This window comes from Mucilaginibacter sp. P4_C11 (assembly GCF_056402115.1).
Genome location: NZ_JBFUIA010000020.1, coordinates 16,022 through 35,419, shown reverse-complemented (window position 1 = coordinate 35,419; position 19,398 = coordinate 16,022). Strand labels below are relative to the sequence as shown.

Genomic DNA, 19,398 nt, shown 5'->3' with positions numbered 1-19,398 from the left:
AGGGGGGCTCCTTATTAACCAAATCATCTCAATAATTAGTCAAAAAGTATCAATTTTTATTCATACGAAAACCCTTGCTCAGAATGGCTATATTTGTTCAAGAGATCGATTTTGAAACCTGCATATTTATTTTTTTTACTATTTATATTCTCCTTCAATATCTGTAATGCACAGCCTTATTACTTCAGGCATTACCAGGTTGAGCAGGGCTTGTCAAACAATACCGTTTACTGCAGCCTGCAGGATAAGCAGGGTTTTTTGTGGTTTGGCACGCGCGATGGTTTAAACCGTTTTGATGGTTACAGCTTCAGGGTTTTCAGGCATAATCCTAAAAACAACAAGAGTATTTGCAGCAATATGGTGCATGCGCTGGCGCTTGATCATAATGGCAACCTATGGGTAGGTACCGATGAAGGGATTGACAAATTTGACAGTAAAACAGAAAGTTTTACGCGTGTAAACTCCCCTAATACAAACGGTGTGCGGAGTATTGTCTTTGATCGTTACAACAACTGCTGGTATGTGGCGGGGGCTTCGCTCATCAAGTACAACACTTCAACAAAACAAATTACCGATTACTTTCCGGAGCAACATTTTGAGGCAACCAGTATTGCCCAAAACGATAATGGAGATATATGGGTTTCTACCAGCCGGGGTAGTATTGAACAGATGGATACTGTGCATAACTCATTTAAAAGCTATAGCATTACCAGCCACTCCAAATGGGCACCATCAAACTTTATCGAAAAAATTTTTAGCGCAGGCAACAACAAAATATTTATAGCTACAACCAGCCAGGGCTTTAAAGATTTTGACTGCGCAACCGGAACTTACCGCGACCTGTTAACCTATAATAAAAACAAAACCGGAGTATACGTACGAGATTTTGCCAAATATGCCGAACATGAGTTTTGGCTGGCAACAGAATCGGGCGTGTTTATTTACGACGACCTGCACGGCACATTTTTCAATCTTCGTAAAAAGTATAACGACCCATATTCCATATCCGACAACGCGGTTTACACCCTATGCCACGATGTAGAAGGAGGTGTTTGGGTAGGCACTTATTTTGGTGGGATAAACTATTACCCCAAACAGTATTCAACATTTAACAAATTTTATCCTGGCGACGAGAAAAACTCCCTCAAAGGCAACGTTGTGCGTGAAATTTGCAAAGACGATTATGGTAATCTTTGGATGGGCACCGAAGATAATGGCCTAAACAAACTGAGTGCCGATAAACACACCTGGACACATTATGTGCCTGGTGGCAATACGGATATTACCAATACCAACATCCATGGACTGATTGCAGATGGAAAAAATCTCTTTATAGGCACATTTGAGCGCGGCCTGGATATTATGGATATCCCCAGCGGCAAAGTAGTAAAAGTTTATATTGCCGGTAAAGACAGCAAAACTTTAAAAAGCAATTTTGTAATATGTTTTCGCAAAACGCGCAATGGCAACATTTATATTGGGGCAACCAGGGGTTTTTACCTGTATAACCGCAAACAAAAAGATTTTACTCTTATTGATAAAATACCCATCTGGGACTTTATTTACGACATAGTTGAAGACCATACCGGGATGCTTTGGATTGCCACCGTGCGCGATGGTATTTATAGATATGATCCCGAACAAGACACCAGCTATCATGTGCCCTACCGTTACCCGGTAAAAAATGCACTGAATGGCATAACAGTTAATGGAGCATTTGAAGATAGCAACCACATTTTATGGTTTGCGACCGATGGGCTTGGCTTATGGCGGCATGACCCGGTAAAAAACGATTTTAAATTTTTCGATCTGGATAATGGCTTCCCAAGCAACTATGTATTCAGGATGTTGGAGGATGATCATAAAAACTTATGGGTAAGCACTTCCCGTGGCCTGGTTTGCCTTAATATAAATACCAATAGCATTAAGGTTTATACAAAAGCCAATGGGCTGCTCAGTGATCAGTTTAATTATAACTCGGCGTTTAAGGATACCGATGGCACCCTGTATTTTGGCTGTGTTAAAGGTATGATAAGTTTTAACCCGGCCGGCTTTAATAGTAACAACTATGTAGCCCCGGTATATATAACAGGGTTCCAGGTCCATAATAAAGAGATTATGGTAAAAGGGAGCGATTCGTTGCTTAACCAATCAATCATCTACACAAAAAAAATATATTTAAATTACAACCAGTCGTCCTTTAGTATTGATTTTGCGGCCTTAAGCTACCCATCGCCGGAGATGACCCAATATAAGTACACCATGAAGGGGCTTGACAAAGGCTGGACCGATTTAAAGCGAAACCGAAAAGTATACTTTACGCAGCTGCAGCCCGGTCATTATACTTTTATAGTAAAAGCTGCCAATAACAACGGCGTTTGGAGCACCAAAGAAACCGCCCTTGAAATTAATATAGCACCACCTTTTTGGGAAAGTATATGGGCATATATCCTGTATGCATCGCTGGTTATTTTCATTTGCTATTATCTGTTGCAGCAATACCACAACCGTAATAAGGCGCGGAATAACAGGCTTATAGAAATATTGGAAAGTGACAAAGAGAAACAGATCTACAACGCCAAAATTGAGTTTTTTACCAATGTAGCCCATGAAATACGCACGCCTTTAACCCTTATTAAAGGGCCAATGGAAAAGGTGATCAAAAAAGCAGAGCATGTGCCCGAGATTCAGAATAACCTGAAGATCATGGAAAAAAATACCAACAGGCTGCTCGATCTTACAAATCAACTGCTTGATTTCAGGAAAACAGAAACCAATGGCTTTAGCCTGAGTTTTGTAAAAACAAACATAGCCGATTTGCTGGCCGATATATTTTTGAGGTTTAAGCCACTAACTGAACAAAAAGGGCAACGTTACACGCTAATATGTGTTGATAAAACATTGTATGCCTATGTTGATATTGAAGCATTTACCAAAATAATAAGTAACCTGATCAATAACGCCATTAAATATGGCGAAAACGCTATCGAGGTTGAACTGTTAAAACCCGAACAGGGCGACAATACTTTTACCATTGAAATAAGAAACAACGGCTACATTGTGCCCTATGAAATGCGTGAAAAGATTTTTGAGCCCTTCTTCAGGATGAAAGAATCAGAAAAACAAATTGGTACAGGGATAGGCCTCTCCCTGTCGCGCTCCCTTGCCGAATTGCACAAAGGATTATTAGTGTTGAATAAATCTATTAACGATTTCAATATTTTTAACTTAACCTTGCCTGTTCACCAGGAGAAGGAATTTGACCTGCACAACACTCCCGACGATTATGAACTAACCGATTCTATAAAAGAAGAAAATTTTGACTTTATGAAACCGATTATACTTTTGGTGGATGACAATCCCGAGATCCTTGATTTTATTTCGGATGACCTGAGCGATAAATATGCTGTAATAAAAGCATTCAACGGCCAGGAAGCGTTGGATATGATAGAAATTGAAAACATCCAGCTTATTATCAGCGATGTGATGATGCCTGGCATTGATGGCTTTGAATTATGCAAACGCATCAAAACCACATTTGATTACAGCCACATCCCAATTATATTACTTACAGCAAAAAACACCCTGCAAAGCAAAATAGAAGGCCTGGAAGTAGGCGCAGATGCCTATATCGAAAAACCCTTTTCGCCCGAGCATTTACAGGTGCAAATTGCCAATCTGCTCATCAACCGCAATAAAATTAAAGACCATTTTGCAAGTTCGCCGCTGGCAAATATTAAAACCATGGCCTACTCCAAACCGGATGAAAGCTTTTTAGATAAGCTTAACGCGGTAATTAACAACAACATCCAAAACCCCGAACTGGATGTGGAGCATATTGCCAACCTGATGAACATGAGTAAGCCTACGTTGTACCGTAAAATAAAGGCCATATCCAACCTAACCATCAACGAGCTGATTAATATAACGCGCCTTAAGGCTGCCGCAAAACTACTTGAGGATGGCGATTATAAGGTTTACGAAGTTGCAAATATGGTAGGCTACAGCTCACAATCGCACCTGGGCCGTAACTTCTTGAAACAATTTGGCACTACCCCTACCGAGTATCAACAAAATAAAAAGAACCAGAAGGTTAGAACATACTAATAATAGTATCAAGTAGCGAGTATCAAGATTTTAGACTTGCAGCTTTACCACTATGTATTTGCGGCTATCTTGATACTAACTACTTGATACTTGTTACTACTTTCGTGTCTTTAGCTTGTTGATCGCGAAGTTTCCGATACGTCTCCCTTCATCAACGCCATTTACAATGGATGGCATATAATGAATACCGCCGTAAAACCGGCTGATGGCTGCCTCATCGGCCGCTGCCTTAAATGATTTGAACTTACGGGCGGGGATGCTAAACTCTACCTCGGTGGAATCTGTAAAAGCAAAATTATCGCCAAACAGCTTGCCAAGCATCACTGCCGATGCATTTGAAACTACGCTATGTCCGCTGGTATATTCGGGGAACGGCGGGGTTTGCAGCAAAGGCATCCAATTTTGATCAATGTATTGGTTAATATAGGTCTCGGGGCGAATCACTTTGCTTTTGTATTTTTCGTCCCAGCAATTAATAAAACTATCGGCAATTACAACAGCCAGGCAGGCATAGGTCTCAGCCGAACGGACGTATTCGGCTTTTGCCTGGCGGCAAACCAGCCCGGCAATGTTTATCCAATGGCCTCCGGGCGATATTTTTTTGGTTGCAAACATGGTATGCCCATTGGTATTAACTTTAAACGGGTTATCGTCCCAATAAGTAGCTATCGCGCTTTGCTCCGGTGTTAAATGCTGGCCGGCCTCCCTAACGGCAACCGCCAGTTTATAAAAATAACTGGTGGGCTCCCTTGAAAAATCTACCGCTTTTGCTGGCTTAAACTGTTGTGCCGAATCCAGTAAAAATGGACGTATTTCGTTCCAGTGCGGCTCTACCCCTTTCATATAGGCCGGTGGTGTTGGCTTCCAGGTGGCATCGTCTGTTTGCACATCGTATTTTGATAACGAACGGGTATGCTTATAATTATCCTTGCCCGCCCATTTAATAATCCGATCGGCAATCAACTTTCCATAAGCTATCGAGTTTTGGTATACATCGTCGGGCATGCCGGTATTTTTAAATTCATCCATCAACCCGCTGTGGAAAGCCTCTATCCGGCCTTCCGACATCACCAGGATTTTCCCAACCGTTAAAATGGCATGCGCTGCAGCTAAATTGTAGCAGTATGTTTTGCCGGCTTCCGGTTTGGGGATTGAATCCAAACCCGTCAACTGGCCCGCGAGCGTCAGATATTTTGTATCGCCGTTACGCGCGGCCTCATATCCTGCAACGGTAATATAAGCGTAAATACGGCTTGCCACGGGCGGCGAATAAATATCATGCAGCATTACCTCGCTAACCTCGCGTACCGACCTATGGATGTAATTGGGGTTTGCGGCTAATTTTTTCCACCCGTTATTTTTATTACAGGCAAACAACAAGGCAACAGCAAAAACAGTAAAGTAAAGTTTATTCATATATGGGTTCCGATAAAATAAATAAAGGTTAATTGGGCCGGGCGGGCTATTCATCAAAGCTAACAGTAAATCCATAAACATATATTGAGCGATACAATTTGACGAAATATTGAGATGATTTGCAGAATCTGTTATATCAAAATCAGTTTTCTTTACGTACGCTTACTGTATAGCGTTCAGTAACTTAAAGCTCAACCAAAGCATAAATCATTATTAAATTTTTATTGTAATTACATGATAAAACCTTTACTCATTAAGTTTAAACTCCCCCTTGTGCTATTGATTTTTTTGGCGGCCGGCTGCTCGCGCAAACAGGACGGCCCTACCCTTTTTAAACTATTGGATGCATCGCAAACCGGCATCGATTTTAAGAACACCCTAAGCCCAAGTGATAGTATCAACATTCTTAACCATCCTTATTTGTACAACGGCGCCGGCGTAGGTATAGGCGATTTTAATAACGATGGCCTGCCCGACGTTTACTTTGCAGGCAACATGGTGGCCAACAAGCTATTCCTCAACAAAGGCGATTTAAAATTTACCGATATAACCAATACTGCCGGTGTTGACGGTGAAGGCAAATGGAGCGCGGGTGTATCCGTTGTGGATATTAATAATGATGGCAAAATGGATATTTACGTATGCGCATCGTTTCAATCAAATCCCGAGCAGCGCCGTAACATGCTGTACATTAACCAGGGCAATAATAAAGATGGCATACCCACTTTTAAAGACGAAGCAAAGGCCTACGGATTAGATGATAACGGCTACAGCACACAGGCCATTTTTTTTGACTACGACCATGATGGCGACCTGGATATGTACCTGCTGACCAACTTTTTAGGCAAAACCACCCCGGTTGCCTATCGCCCTAAACTAACTGATGGCAGCGCCGAAAATAACGACCGACTGTACCGCAATAACGGTAACGGCACCTTTAGCAATGTTACTAAAGAGGCAGGCATTTTAACTGAGGGTTTTGGCAACTCGGTATCTGTAACAGATATTAACAACGACGGCTGGCCTGATATTTATGTGGGCAATGACTTTATATCAAACGATGTGCTATACATCAACAATAAAAACGGAACATTTACCAACCGCGCGGGCGACTATTTTAAGCACACCGGCTGGTCGGTAATGGGGTCGGATTTGGTAGACATCAACAACGACGGCCTGCCCGACCTGGTATCGTTAGAGATGCTGCCCGAAGAAAATGTGCGTAAAAAAACCATGCTGATGGGCGATAACTACATTACCTACATCAATAACAAAAAATTCAATTACGAGCATCAATATATCCGTAACGTACTGCAATTAAACCAGGGACAAACGCCGCTGGGGCACACCCAGTTTAGTGATATAGCCTACATGGCCGGCATTTATCAAACCGACTGGAGTTGGACGCCGTTAGTGGCCGATTTTGATAACGATGGTTACCGCGATATGGTGATTACCAACGGCTACCCACGCGACGTAACCGACCTTGACCATGCCCTATACAGTAACGACCAGGGCCGTACTGTAAAGGAAAACCGCACGCTGGCCGCAGCCGATTCGTTCCCTGTTGTTAAAACGGCCAGTTATGCGTTTAAAAACAAGGGCGGTTATATGTTTGCCGATCAGTCGAAAAACTGGGGTATTGTTAAGCCAACTTTTTCGACCGGCGGCGTTTATGCGGACCTTGATAACGATGGCGACCTTGACCTGGTGATTAACAATATTGATGACGATGCCTTCATTTACGAGAATACGTTGAATAGCAAAACACAGGCAGATAAAACGCACCATTACCTCACCGTTAATCTAACGGGTGATAATAAGAACCTTGGCGGCATTGGTGCAACCATGCGTATTTACTACCAGGGCAAGCAGCAATTTTACGATCAGCAACCCTGTCGCGGTTATATGAGCACCGACGATGCCAAAGCTCATTTTGGTATCGGCACCGCCAATGAAATTGACTCATTGCGCATCCGCTGGGCAGATGGCAAAACCGAATTGGTAAAAAATATCAAGTCAAATCAAACTATCACCCTGCAATACAAAAACGGTTCTGGCAATTACAGCCCACAGCTTCAGTTGGAGCGTGCACCGGTATTCCAATCAGCAGCAAGCCAATTGGGTATCAAATATGTACACCAGGAAAAAGATGCCATCGATTACAACATCCAGCCAACCTTACCGCATAAACTAAGCCAATATGGACCATCTGTTGCTGTGGGCGATATAGATAACAACGGCTACGACGATTTTTATGTTGGCGGGGCCGCAGGCAATAAAGGCGTATTTTTTATGCAGGGTGCCGACGGTAAGTTCACCATGGATAATAATCGTTTTTTAAACGATAGTTTCAAGGAGGAAGAAGATATGGGTGCGCTGTTGTTTGATGCAAATGGCGATGGCTTCCTTGACTTATATGTAGTTAGCGGCAGCTACGAGTTCCCCAAAGACCATACTACCGCGCAAGACCGCCTATATATAAACAATGGTAAGGGCCAGTTTACCAAAAGCTTTGGCGCAGTACCGGTTGAGTACGATAATGGCTCGTGCGTACGGGCCGCCGATTTTGACCACGATGGCGACCTTGACCTGTTTGTAGGCGGGCGATCTGTTTCGGGTGCTTACCCATCATCGCCGGTGAGCCATATTTTCAGGAACGATGGCGGCAAATTTACCGACGTAACCGCACAGCTTTGCCCCGAACTGGTTCACGGCGGGATGATTACCGATGCGCTATGGTCTGATTTTGATAACGACGGGCTTGTTGACCTGGTTGTTGTGGGCGAGTGGATGCCGGTAACGTTTTACAAAAATACAGGTAATGGTTTTACCAAAATAAAAACGGGAATTGACGCACACGTAGGCTGGTGGAACAGCATTGTTGCCGGTGATTTTAATAACGATGGCCAGGTGGATTATGTGGCCGGCAACCTGGGCCAAAATTCAAATTACAAAGCAACTTTTGAACAACCAATGACCATTATGGGTAAAGATCTTGATGGCAACGGCTCATTCGACGCTATGATATTTTGCTACATGAAGGCCGAGGACGGTTTGCAAAAGCCCTTCCCGATGCACACCCGCGACGACTTGATAAGCCAGCTGATATCTATCCGCAAAAAATACCCAAGCTACAGGGGGTTCGGCAAAGCTACTATGGACGATTTATGGAGCGACAAGGACAAAGAAAACGCGGTGATCATGAAAGCCACAGATATGAACACCAGCTTTATTACCAATAAAGGAAACGGCAAATTTACGATAAGCCCTATGCCATTAGCCACACAAATGGCCCCCGTGTACGGTATGATTGCAAAAGATATTGACCAGGACGGCAACCTTGACCTGGTAATGGCAGGTAATGATTTTGGAATGGAGCCCTTTACCGGGCGGCATGATGCCTTTATGGGCTTGTACCTGAAGGGTAATGGTAAAGGCGGCTTCGCTCCTTTATCTGTAGCCAAAAGTGGGCTGTTTATTAATGGCGATGCCAAAGCGCTGGCCGCCATACAATCGGCTAAGCGAGGTGATATTTTAGTAGCCACCCAGAATCAGGACAGCCTGAAAGTATATCGCCAAACCGGCATTGGTATGAAGCCTAAAAAATATATCAAACTAAAAGGCGATGATTTTTTTGCAGATATCAGTTATAAAAACGGCAGTAAAAAACGAGTAGAGTTTTACTACGGATCTACTTACCTGTCGCAATCATCGCGTAACCTGCAGGTTGATGCGGATGTAAGTAAGATTACTATTACCGGATATGCCGGAAAGAAGAGAGAAATAACCAATTAAAAAACAATGGCGGGCTGCTTAAAAACAACCCGCCACTGTTTTTTATGTCGAAGCATTTTCACTTTACCTGTGATGAATAACTCGGTTTTACTTCAAAACTAAAGGTTTGGCTGCCTGCCTCGCCGCTTTGGGTTATCCCTTGTATTACGCCGATATAAGTTCCGGGTTGATCGGATGTATAAAATGACAATTGTTGCTTACCATCGGCACCTGTATTTACAGATGGCGACCAGTAAAGTACATTTCTAAAATCGGGCATGTGGCTGGCAGCTTGGGCATCGGTATCGTAAGCCGGCGAGTAAAACTGCCGTTCCTGCTGCAGGCCCTCATAATCAAGCACCACCGCATGCGGATCTATTTCGGCACCCCCAAGATCGCCTTTATAGCTGGTGAAACTAAATATCCCGTGTTCATACGTTGGCCCCAGCGAGTAGTTAAATGGTACATCCTCCAGTTTCCGAATTTTGAGCGGGTCAACCTTGAACACTTTATTGATATCAAAAAATGGCACGCCATCTATCAGCATCATCGGGTCATCATCGGCCAGGAAGCCTATGCCAATACCGGTAACCACTTTTACGTGAAATTGGTTGCCGGTATGAAAAACGTTTGCCTCCCTAATGTATTCGCGCATTACCTCTTCCATTGTAGTAAAGCGGGTGTAGTTATCTAACAGGTAAGTTTTGTAGGGCGCTCCATAAAATGCTGTGGTATCCGGGCGGGGGTCGGTAAATTGCCTCATTTTTGGGCCATTGTAAATATTTTGGACCTGCATTGTTAATGCAGCATCTTCAAAAGTTGTCTGCAGGCCAGGCGTAACATCAAAATGTGGCGTTGTGGCTTTGGCAAACTGGTCAGAAAATGGCGTCAAAACATCTATACGGTAATTGGTATCAACAGTGGTATTGGTTTCAACCACAATTTCATTTGGCCCGTAAAACTCCCGCATATTAAATACCAGTTTACCACGGGCGTCGCTTTTAGCGGCATACAGCTGGATGTGTTTACCCGGTATCCCAAGATAGGCATGGATGTCTTTTTCTGGTTGGTTATTAAGTTTATTAACAAGCGTAGCGGTAATAACCGGTCCGTTTACCTCGGGTAAAAAATTAAAAGCCGGTGTTTTTTTATTTAAAACATCGTCCCAGGCAAAGCTTCGCCAGCCCTGGGTAAGCATCAGGTTGTCTGCAGCCTCGGTAGCTACCGCGTTTTTATCGTTAAAATAATAACCCGCCGATTCAATCTCCCCTCTTAAATCCGATTTTAACCATAAGTAACTCAGGATATCTTCCTGTTGGTTGTGCTGCAACGAATCCATCCTATAAACAGACACCGACAGGTTGGCGGCAACAGGCTTATTACCTGAACCTTGCGTAGCTACAGTAACATCAGCCTTTTTACGCATGGCGTACTGTGTAGCGCCTGTACCGGCGCTTATAGATAGTTTTTTTGTTGGGCGTTTAAAATAAAGGCGTTCGCAAACCGGCTTTTTATCGGCACTAAAAACTGTTATTTGCGATATCCCTTCGCCAAGCCTGCTTTTATCTACAACAAAATTGGCGGTACCGTTGGTTACAGCAGATGATTGCACTACTTTAATCACCTGATGGTTTTGAGCAAAAAGGAAAACGTTGCCATCGGTCAGGTTTGTATTTACGCTAACCGAAAGCTGGCCGTTGCCATTATCTTTTAAACTCATTACGTAGCCTTTATTGCTTATGGCCGGAATGTCCTTTTGTATTACTTTCCCTTCAATTTTAACAACTGCACGGTAGGTGGCATTACTTTGAGGCTTAAAAACAAACCTGCCGATTCCGAATTTCAAAGGCTCAAACCTGGCCACCGTATCATTGTTCTGATTAACAATAGCGCCCTTAAAATTTACGCCCTTACCCCATTGATCGGCAGCTTTTACCCCTACTACACTTGCTATTCCACTAACCAGGTGCCCGCCCTCCGGAAAAAACTGGATATCATAGGCCGCCAATGGTGCTTTCTCTGCCTTTACCGGACTTTTCAGCGGATTTATGATGACCAGTTTCTTTGAAAAATAGTAATCGGCGCTAAAGTTTTTCATCCAATTGGTATAAGCCCTTAATACAAAATTACCGGTTGGCAAATTAACCGGGATATACAATGAACCATTTCCGCTGCCATCCTTCATCGCAATTTTTGTTTGCAATACCGGCGTTTGCATATCATCAAGTACTTCAACATATACCACCTTACTTAAGCCAAGGGGTTTCATAAAAATACCATCCACATTAAACACTCTAAACCAAAGCACTTCTCCTGCGGTGTAGCCGTTTTTATCAGTATGTACAAATAATTTCTCCTGCAACGCGTTTGATGTGTAATCGTTAAAATTAGCCTGCACTTCGGGTAATACCTGCCCAAACAACCGGGTTATTGACATGATCGCTACTGCGAAAAAAATGCTGGTAATTTTTTTCATGGTTTGGTATTGTTTTATTTCCAAAATGATGGTTTTTTATTGGTGCCCCGCAAAGTACAATCGGCACAATAATGTTTAGCCGAAGTCATACCTGCTTTTGGGTTTCTGATAGTATCAATAGGTGTCTCTACTCCTGAATAAATAAACTCTTTAACCTGGTGTTCAACGTAGCCCGGTGGAGCCATGTCCGGAATATAATCATATAATTCCGTAATAAGGGCGCAGCCATTATAATAGCTTAAATTAGGCTGCCACGTAGCTGGTAGCTGACTGGCACTAACAAAAAGTCGTTTTTGTGCCACCGCCCCCGCCGTTACAAATCCAATTACAGTTTCTGTGGGATCGGTCAAGTTGTGTATGTTCCCCGTCAATTCAGATGGCTGCGCATCAAAAACACCACCTACCTGTGTCGAATTTTTATTCAGCGCATCATAATAGCTAAAAGCTTCTGAAGTTAAAGCATGTTGCTTTACCAGGATACTGAATTTAATCCGCAACGATTCGGCTGTAGGCAGCAAGAAAGCTACCTGTTGCCCGCTAATCCTGTCTTCAGCTAATTTAGCCGATGACCCTAATACGATGGTAGTGGAAGTATCTGTTACCCAGCAATGATAAATTTGTTGGTCGGCTGTCCTCAATGCTGTAGTATCTTGGTTTACAACAACATACTTTGATTCAAACATAGATTGTACTATATAAGTACTCGTATAATCCCAACGGTAATAACGCGTGTTATTGGATGGATCATGGGTATTAACCGTCATGGCCAAACCATCATTTTTTACCTGATATCCAACACTATCAATAGCAGGCGAATTTTTCACAACTACATAGTCGGATGCATACTGCTTCCCGTTGGACGTAATTATTTTTAAACGATATTTTTGATCGGTTGGCAAATTTAAAACTGGGCTTTTATAATCGCCCTTACCCATTGTTGTTAAACTATAGGTATTTCCGCCCGAGCTTTCTATGGTTATAGTCGCATTCAGTTCAGGGGCTGACCGTGCGTTACCATCTAAATTTACTGTACGGCTGAGCAGGATATGAGTAGAATCGCCAACGTTAATAAAGCCATCAACAACCAGGTAGCTGCTGTTGCCACCAACAGGTACCAGTACCACAGGCTTTTTACAAGCCGTGGTGGCAACTATTGTAGTAAGCAATAAAAACAACTTCCCTGTTAACTTCATGGTTTTTCTACTTCCAAAATGATGGTTTAATGTTAGTTCCGCGTAATGTACAATCCACACAAACCGGCGTAGACGAGGCATAACCTCCCGGGGCATAGTCAACTGTAAGCTGCAGGCCCGAATAGATAAGGTTATCCACTTCATTTACAGATTGGTCGGGATGCAATGCCAACGGGCGGGCGTATAAAAGCGTGTTCAACACGCAACCATCATAAGGTGTTACCGCCACCCAACTTGCCGGCAAATCAGTTTTATTTATAAAAATCCGTTTTTGAGTTACCTGTCCCGCTGTTATAAAGCCAATTACCGGTTCGTTTAAATTGGTAATACAATGCAGATTGCCGGTAAGTTCGGATGGCTGCGGGTCAAATATTCCGCCAATTTGTTCCGTATTCTTTTTTAACAATTCAAAATAATTGAAGGCATCAGTAGTTATGGCATATTGCTTAACCAGGATGCTGTACCTGAATTTGAATTTTTCAGAATCGGATGCTACCAACGCGATGGGTGCATTGCTAACCTTATCGACACCCAGCTTTGCCGTTGTACCTGTAATAATAGTGCCTGATGTATCGCTTCGCCAGCAATTATATATCATGTCGGCGGGTGCAGCCCTTTCGTATTGAAAATCTGGCGGCCTGCGCGGAAAATCTAACTTCTGTTTCACGATAATCACCGATAAAAAGGCAGATTGAATTTGAAACGTTTCGGTATATTCCCAACGATAATACCTGCTTGTCCCCCCTGCGTCGTGTGTATCCAGGCCAATTTGCAGTCCGTTTGCTGTTATATAGGTATGTATGCTGTCAATTGCAGGGGAATTTTTTACCGGCACAAAATCAGATGCGTACCTACTGCCGTTGGCTGTTGTGATTTTGAGGCAGTACTTTTCATTTGCCCCTAAGTTTAAAGGTGCGGATATATAGGTTCCGTTAGGCCTGCCCGTTAATTTATAACTTGTGCCACTTGCGCTCTCTACCACTACGGTCGCGCCCGGTTCGGGGTTTGTCCGCGAATTGCTATCCAACGCAACGGTGCGGCTCAGGGTGATCGTAGTTGAATCTCCGGATGATATATTACCATCAACAACAAGGTAGCTGGTTACCTTAGCTACTGGTGCAAGGCTGATAGGCTTTTTACACGCTATCGTTGCGATTGTTAATATGGATAATATGATCAGTCTATTTTTCACTTATATTCTTTTTATTTCCAGAATGATGGTTTTTTGTTGGTTCCGCGCAAAGTACAATCAACACATATTGGCGACGAAGCTGTATAACCACCAGGGGCGTAATCAACAGTTAACGATAAGCCGGAATATATCAGATTATATACTTCGGGCACAGATATCGGCGGGATATCCGGAGCTGTATTAGTCACCAAACGTGAATATAGTAGCGTATCCAAATGGCAGCTACTGTACATAGTTTGGGCTATCCAAGCCGAAGGCAAAGCAGCTTTATCAACAAAAACCCTTTTTTGCGTTACCTGCCCTGTTGTTACAAAGCCTATCACGGGTTCGCCAGGGTTAGTAAGGCAATGCAGGTTACCTGCTATTTCTGATGGCTGTGGATCGAAGATCCCCCCTATTTGTTCGGTATTTTTTTTCAACAATTCAAAATAATTAAAGGCATCCAATGTAATTGCATATTGTTTTACCAGGATGCTATACCTGAACCGCAGTTTTTCGGAATTAGCCGCGATAAGCGCTATTGGCGCGTTACTTATCTTATCAACAGCAAGCTTGGCTGTGGTGCCGGTAATAATTGTATTTGAGGTATCGCTTACAAAGCAGTTATAAATTTTTTGATCGCCCGTACGCGGATATTGAAAATCAGGGGGAAGAGGTGGATTGGCTGTATTTTGAACTACCGTAAACTGCGATTCAAACGCACTTTGAATCTGGTAAGTTTCTGTGTACTCCCAACGATAGTATTTAGTACCGTTACCGGGATCGTGGGTATCTACACCTATTTGCAAACCATCACCGGTAATGGTAGTCCTGATGCTATCAATTGTTGGCGAGTTTTTTACCTGCACAAAATCAGAAGCATACTTGCTGCCGTTTGATGTGGTTATTTTGAGACTATACTTTTCGCTCGTAGCCAGGTTTAACGGCGCAGATACATAAGTACCGTTTTTTTTACTTGTTAATTGATAGCTTGTACCGGCTGCGCTTTCAATGGTGACAACAGCACCTAACTCAGGGTTTGCCCGCGAATTACTATCCAGGCCAACAGTGCGGCGGAGAGTGATCGTAGTTGAATCGCCGGATGATATATTACCATCAACAACCAGGTAACTTGTTACCTTGCCCGATGGAGCGATAGTAATTTGCTTTTTACAGGCTGCTACTGCTATCAATACAAACAATATGTAACACATCCTCTTCATTATAACTGTTGCTCAACTACTTTTCTGATTGTTAATTGCTTCATCCCCAAATTTCCCCTGCTATTAAAACCTGATATTATAATTTATAAACGGTATCGGCCTGGCAAAAATGGATAGCTGGTACGAGTTAATTGCCCCACCCTGCTGTTGAAAAAACGTTGAATAAGCATTTTGCCTTCCTGTTAAATTGTAAACCCCAACCGTCCACGAATTATGGAAGGTTTGGTGTATTTTATGGTTGCCATCTATATTGACAGAAAAATCGGACCTGAAATAATCTGGGATCCTGTATTCGTTCCGTCCTGAATAAAACACCCGTTCGGCTCCGTTTGAATAATATTTGGCAATGGGCAACGTAATGGGGCGGCCAGTGCTATAGGTAACATCCAGCGAAACACTGTAACGGTGCGTTATGCGGTAATTGCCGGTAAAATTAAAACTGTGCGGTTTATCGTAATTGGCCGGGTAGTATGCCCCGCCATTAATGAGCTGGCCTGCAATGGCATCGTCCTGCTTTAAAAATGTGCGCGAGTAAGTGTAATTAACCCAGCCGTTTAGCTTACCGGTTGTTTTACGTACCGAAAGTTCAACTCCGTAGGCTTTGCCCTGGGTATTTAAAACTTCCTGCTCAATAGCGTGGCTCATTACCAGTTTTGCCCCGCTTTTATAATCCAGGTAATTGTCAATGTGTTTGTAATAAACCTCTACCGATGTTTCGATGGTATTTTGTTGCGCGTTTTTGAATATGCCGAACGATACCTGGCTGCCGTATTGTGGTTTGATGTTGGGGTCGCTCAGTTTATAAATATCAATGGGCGATATAGCTGTAGTGTTTGACAGTTGATGGATATATTGCGCGAGGGTGTTATAACTGGCCTTTAATGAAAGGTCATCCTGGATATTGTAACGGGCAGATACCCTGATTTCGGGCCGGGAATAGGTTTTTATGACTTTGCCGCCGCCATAGTTGGTGCTATCAACAACATTGAGCGGGGTACGTGGTAAGCCGGGCGCGTAATTACGCACAGTTTGTGCGCCAAGATAATTGAACAACGAATACCTGATACCCGCGCTAATGGTAAAATCGGGCGTAATGTCAATTTTATCGCCCAGGTACAGGGCGCTTTCCAAAGCCTGTTCATCAGCCACTTTATCGGGAATTATTAATGAAGATGTGCTATTGGGCGTTTCGCTACCTGGGTTTAATTTATAATAAATAGAGCTTAAACCAAAGTCGATCGTATTATTAGGATTAAGATAATAGGTAAAATCGGCTTTTAAATTGGTTTGATTAATACCAAATTTTAGTTTGTAGGCATTAACCGGGTTTGCTGTACTGGCAATATCATATTTATACCCATCGTAACCAACGCTTAACAGGCTGTATAACTTACTACTAAAATTGTGCTTCCATTTAATGTTTGCGTTTTTATTACTGTAGTTATAAGTGGTATCGCTGTTTAACCTGAAATTATCGTTGCTTAAATAGGTAGTGATATAAATGTTATTATCCTTATTAACCTGGTGACTTAAATCGAGGTTAAAATCATAAAACGACGCATGGCTGTGCTTATATTCCTCGGGCAATAATTTTAACAACCAATCTGAATAGCTGGTGCGGCCGCCAAAAATGAACGACGTTTTATCTTTCACTATAGGCCCTTCAACATTAAGCCTGCTGGTCAGCAGCCCAATGCCAGCCGAACCTGTAAAGTTCTTTTTATTGCCCTCGCGGTCGGTAACTTCCAACACCGATGATAAACGGCCGCCAAATTTTTCGGGGATGGTACTTTTGTAAAGCTCAATCCCTTTTACAATATCGGGGTTAAAGGCCGAGAAGAAACCAAAAAAGTGGGCCGGGTTATAAATTGTTTTGTCATCAAGCAAAATCAGGTTTTGATCTGCGGCACCTCCTCTTACATTAAAGCCGGTTGTGGCCTCACCAACGGTTTGCACACCTGGCAAGGTTAATACAATACGTAAAACATCGGCCTCGCCAAAAACAGCGGGCACCTGTTTTATACTTTTAATATCTAACCGGCTTACAGCCATTTCGGTACTGCGCACATTGGCCACTTTATCTGCCGATATCTTTACTTCTTTAAGCGTTGTTACCTGGTCCTGCAGTTCGATATTCAGTTCGCCATCCGTATACAGCATAATTTGCCTGTGCGCATCTTTCATGCCTATTCCTTTAACTATCAGCAATTGTTTGCCGCGTGGTAGCGCCAACGTAAAATAACCAAACTGATCTGTTGTAACCCCAATGCTGGTATTGCTTACATAAATGCTTGCGCCGGCAATGGCCACGCCCGATTTGGCACTTTTTACATAACCAGATAAAGCAGCTTTGCCGGGTTTTAACTCATTGCTTTTTATGCCAATTTCATACAGCTTATTTTCGATGGTTGATTCAATTACCGGCTTTTTAACAGGCGCTGTTGTAAAATCAATTACCGGCGACGGCATAACCGGCTTGCTTTGCCCCGGTTTTACGTTAAAATAACCTTCGGCAGGTTGTGTCTGAATTTCTTTCCCAAGCGTTAAAAAAACCTGCATTTTTGATGCAACCACGGTATATTGAAAGCCAGAGTTATGAAAAGCCTGTTTAAGCACATCTTCCAGCGGCTGGTTATTTACCTGTAGTGTAATTTTTAGGCTATCAAACTGGGCACGGTCGTAATAAAACCGGTAACCTGTTTTAGCCTCAATATCGCCGGCAAACTGATCAATGCCTGCCTGTTGAAAATTAACACTGATGCTTTTTGAAGTAACCTGCGCATGCAATAGTTTAACCGCCAATAAAAGAATAATAGCCAGGTAAATTTTTTTCATATTATTTGGTTATACTATCATAATAGGCCGTTACAGAAGTCAGCGCCAGTTCGCGCAGGTCATCAAACTGCAGGTGTTTGTCTTTGATGTATTGCTTAAGTTCTTTCTTTTTATCTGGAAACAGGTCAAGCACTGAGCTTTGGCTGCTCACTTTGTAATAAACCAATCCTTTTTTGATATAATAATCGGGCACCTCTTTAAAGGGCACAAAAAGCCGCTCCCGGCCGTTGGGCCCGGATGTAGATTTAAGCAATTTTTCGGATCGTTTTATTAATTGCGATTTGCCGCCATAAAGCTGTTCGTAAAAACCGGCTTTTATACCGCCATTACTGTTGGGTACCCTAACAAAATGCCGCTGGTGTAAATCAAAACCGGAAACTTTATCGGCTATTAACGCAATTGGCGAGGCATGATTGTAGAGCAGTACCACCAGTTGATCGGTGTACATGTCATAAATCATAGATACATTTTCGAAGCTTTGCCCATCGTACTCAACCGAGCCCGGGCGCCAGGCATCAACATCGTCAAGGTAAGGGCTACCTTTGATGGATGAATCGTAAGAATCATAAACCAGGCCGTTATAAAGGCGCGACTGCTCGCCAACGCCCTGGTAAAACCGGTTTGTCACGTTACCAACAGCAGCATCATAGCTTGAACTATCGGCAGATTGTGCCGATGCTGTTTTACACAGCAGGGCCATAACAAAATAACATATTATTTTGACTGGATAACGAGTAGGCATCAGTTAATATTTATTCAGTAATTAAGTCATTTTTAACCATCAAAGCAAATTTTTATTAATTTAATAGTTATTCAAGCTCAATATAATCAATTTGTTACAGTATTTAATATTGTGTTAACAGTTTTAGTTATCCAGGGCAAACCTATCTAAATAGTTAAACGGAATAAGCTGTAGAATCTGGAAGATATAACCATCAAACGATACCTTGTTTTTATTGGCTGATGGTGGTTAAATGATCCAGGTACCAAAGAGACTTGTATTGGCCAAAAACAGGCACAAATATTTGGATGCTTCTAAGTTGCAAGATCAGTTTAGTGTTAACCATGTTAAAATATAAAGCATTGACTATAAAATATTTATAAAAAATATATTTGAAATGTGTTAAGTTATGTTAACCCAATTATTAGATGCGTTTGCCCTGTTTAATTATCGCATATTCTATGAAAATATGTCCGTTA

General features: G+C 42.6%; 9 protein-coding genes. 2 read left to right on the top strand and 7 right to left on the bottom strand.

Annotated features, from left to right (window positions below; genetic code table 11):
- Positions 1–111: 111 nt before the first annotated feature.
- On the top strand, positions 112–4,107 hold the full coding sequence (locus AC1DU2_RS18655; RefSeq protein ID WP_477385940.1) for a hybrid sensor histidine kinase/response regulator transcription factor: 3,996 nt from the start codon (positions 112–114) through the stop codon (positions 4,105–4,107).
- A gap of 96 nt (positions 4,108–4,203) precedes the next feature.
- Here AC1DU2_RS18655 and AC1DU2_RS18650 read toward each other — a convergent pair whose 3' ends face one another.
- Positions 4,204–5,523: a vanadium-dependent haloperoxidase gene (locus AC1DU2_RS18650; RefSeq protein WP_477385938.1), complete on the bottom strand. Its 1,320-nt coding sequence runs from the start codon at positions 5,521–5,523 to the stop codon at positions 4,204–4,206.
- A gap of 234 nt (positions 5,524–5,757) precedes the next feature.
- Between AC1DU2_RS18650 and AC1DU2_RS18645 the strand changes: the two genes are divergently transcribed.
- Positions 5,758–9,321 carry a VCBS repeat-containing protein gene (locus AC1DU2_RS18645; RefSeq protein ID WP_477385936.1) on the top strand — a complete coding sequence of 1,188 codons (3,564 nt, stop codon included), beginning with the start codon at positions 5,758–5,760 and terminating at the stop codon, positions 9,319–9,321.
- Between the two features lie 58 nt (positions 9,322–9,379).
- On the opposite strand, the gene AC1DU2_RS18640 is transcribed toward AC1DU2_RS18645, so the two are convergent.
- The 6 genes from AC1DU2_RS18640 to AC1DU2_RS18615 all read right to left on the bottom strand — a co-directional run bounded on the left by AC1DU2_RS18640 (position 9,380) and on the right by AC1DU2_RS18615 (position 18,898).
- A complete protein-coding gene (locus AC1DU2_RS18640; protein ID WP_477385934.1) occupies positions 9,380–11,776 on the bottom strand; it encodes a hypothetical protein in 2,397 nt (798 codons plus the stop codon).
- 14 nt (positions 11,777–11,790) lie between these two features.
- Positions 11,791–12,969: a DUF4249 domain-containing protein gene (locus AC1DU2_RS18635; RefSeq protein WP_477385932.1), complete on the bottom strand. Its 1,179-nt coding sequence runs from the start codon at positions 12,967–12,969 to the stop codon at positions 11,791–11,793.
- A gap of 7 nt (positions 12,970–12,976) precedes the next feature.
- On the bottom strand, positions 12,977–14,161 hold the full coding sequence (locus AC1DU2_RS18630; RefSeq protein WP_477362202.1) for a DUF4249 domain-containing protein: 1,185 nt from the start codon (positions 14,159–14,161) through the stop codon (positions 12,977–12,979).
- Positions 14,162–14,172: 11 nt separating this feature from the next.
- Positions 14,173–15,363 carry a DUF4249 domain-containing protein gene (locus AC1DU2_RS18625; RefSeq protein ID WP_477385930.1) on the bottom strand — a complete coding sequence of 397 codons (1,191 nt, stop codon included), beginning with the start codon at positions 15,361–15,363 and terminating at the stop codon, positions 14,173–14,175.
- 63 nt (positions 15,364–15,426) lie between these two features.
- Positions 15,427–18,198 (bottom strand): carboxypeptidase-like regulatory domain-containing protein, encoded by a 2,772-nt coding sequence (locus AC1DU2_RS18620; protein ID WP_477385928.1) that lies wholly within the window; start codon positions 18,196–18,198, stop codon positions 15,427–15,429.
- 1 nt (position 18,199) lies between these two features.
- On the bottom strand, positions 18,200–18,898 hold the full coding sequence (locus AC1DU2_RS18615; RefSeq protein WP_477385926.1) for a hypothetical protein: 699 nt from the start codon (positions 18,896–18,898) through the stop codon (positions 18,200–18,202).
- Positions 18,899–19,398: the final 500 nt, after the last annotated feature.

Excerpts from the sequence above, each read along its gene's own strand:
- AC1DU2_RS18645 (WP_477385936.1), top strand. The coding sequence starts at position 5,758 with ATGATAAAACCTTTACTCATTAAGTTTAAACTCCCCCTTGTGCTATTG.
- AC1DU2_RS18620 (WP_477385928.1), bottom strand. The coding sequence starts at position 18,198 with ATGAAAAAAATTTACCTGGCTATTATTCTTTTATTGGCGGTTAAACTA.
- AC1DU2_RS18640 (WP_477385934.1), bottom strand. The coding sequence starts at position 11,776 with ATGAAAAAAATTACCAGCATTTTTTTCGCAGTAGCGATCATGTCAATA.
- AC1DU2_RS18635 (WP_477385932.1), bottom strand. The coding sequence starts at position 12,969 with ATGAAGTTAACAGGGAAGTTGTTTTTATTGCTTACTACAATAGTTGCC.
- AC1DU2_RS18650 (WP_477385938.1), bottom strand. The coding sequence starts at position 5,523 with ATGAATAAACTTTACTTTACTGTTTTTGCTGTTGCCTTGTTGTTTGCC.
- AC1DU2_RS18615 (WP_477385926.1), bottom strand. The coding sequence starts at position 18,898 with ATGGCCCTGCTGTGTAAAACAGCATCGGCACAATCTGCCGATAGTTCA.
- AC1DU2_RS18625 (WP_477385930.1), bottom strand. The coding sequence starts at position 15,363 with ATGAAGAGGATGTGTTACATATTGTTTGTATTGATAGCAGTAGCAGCC.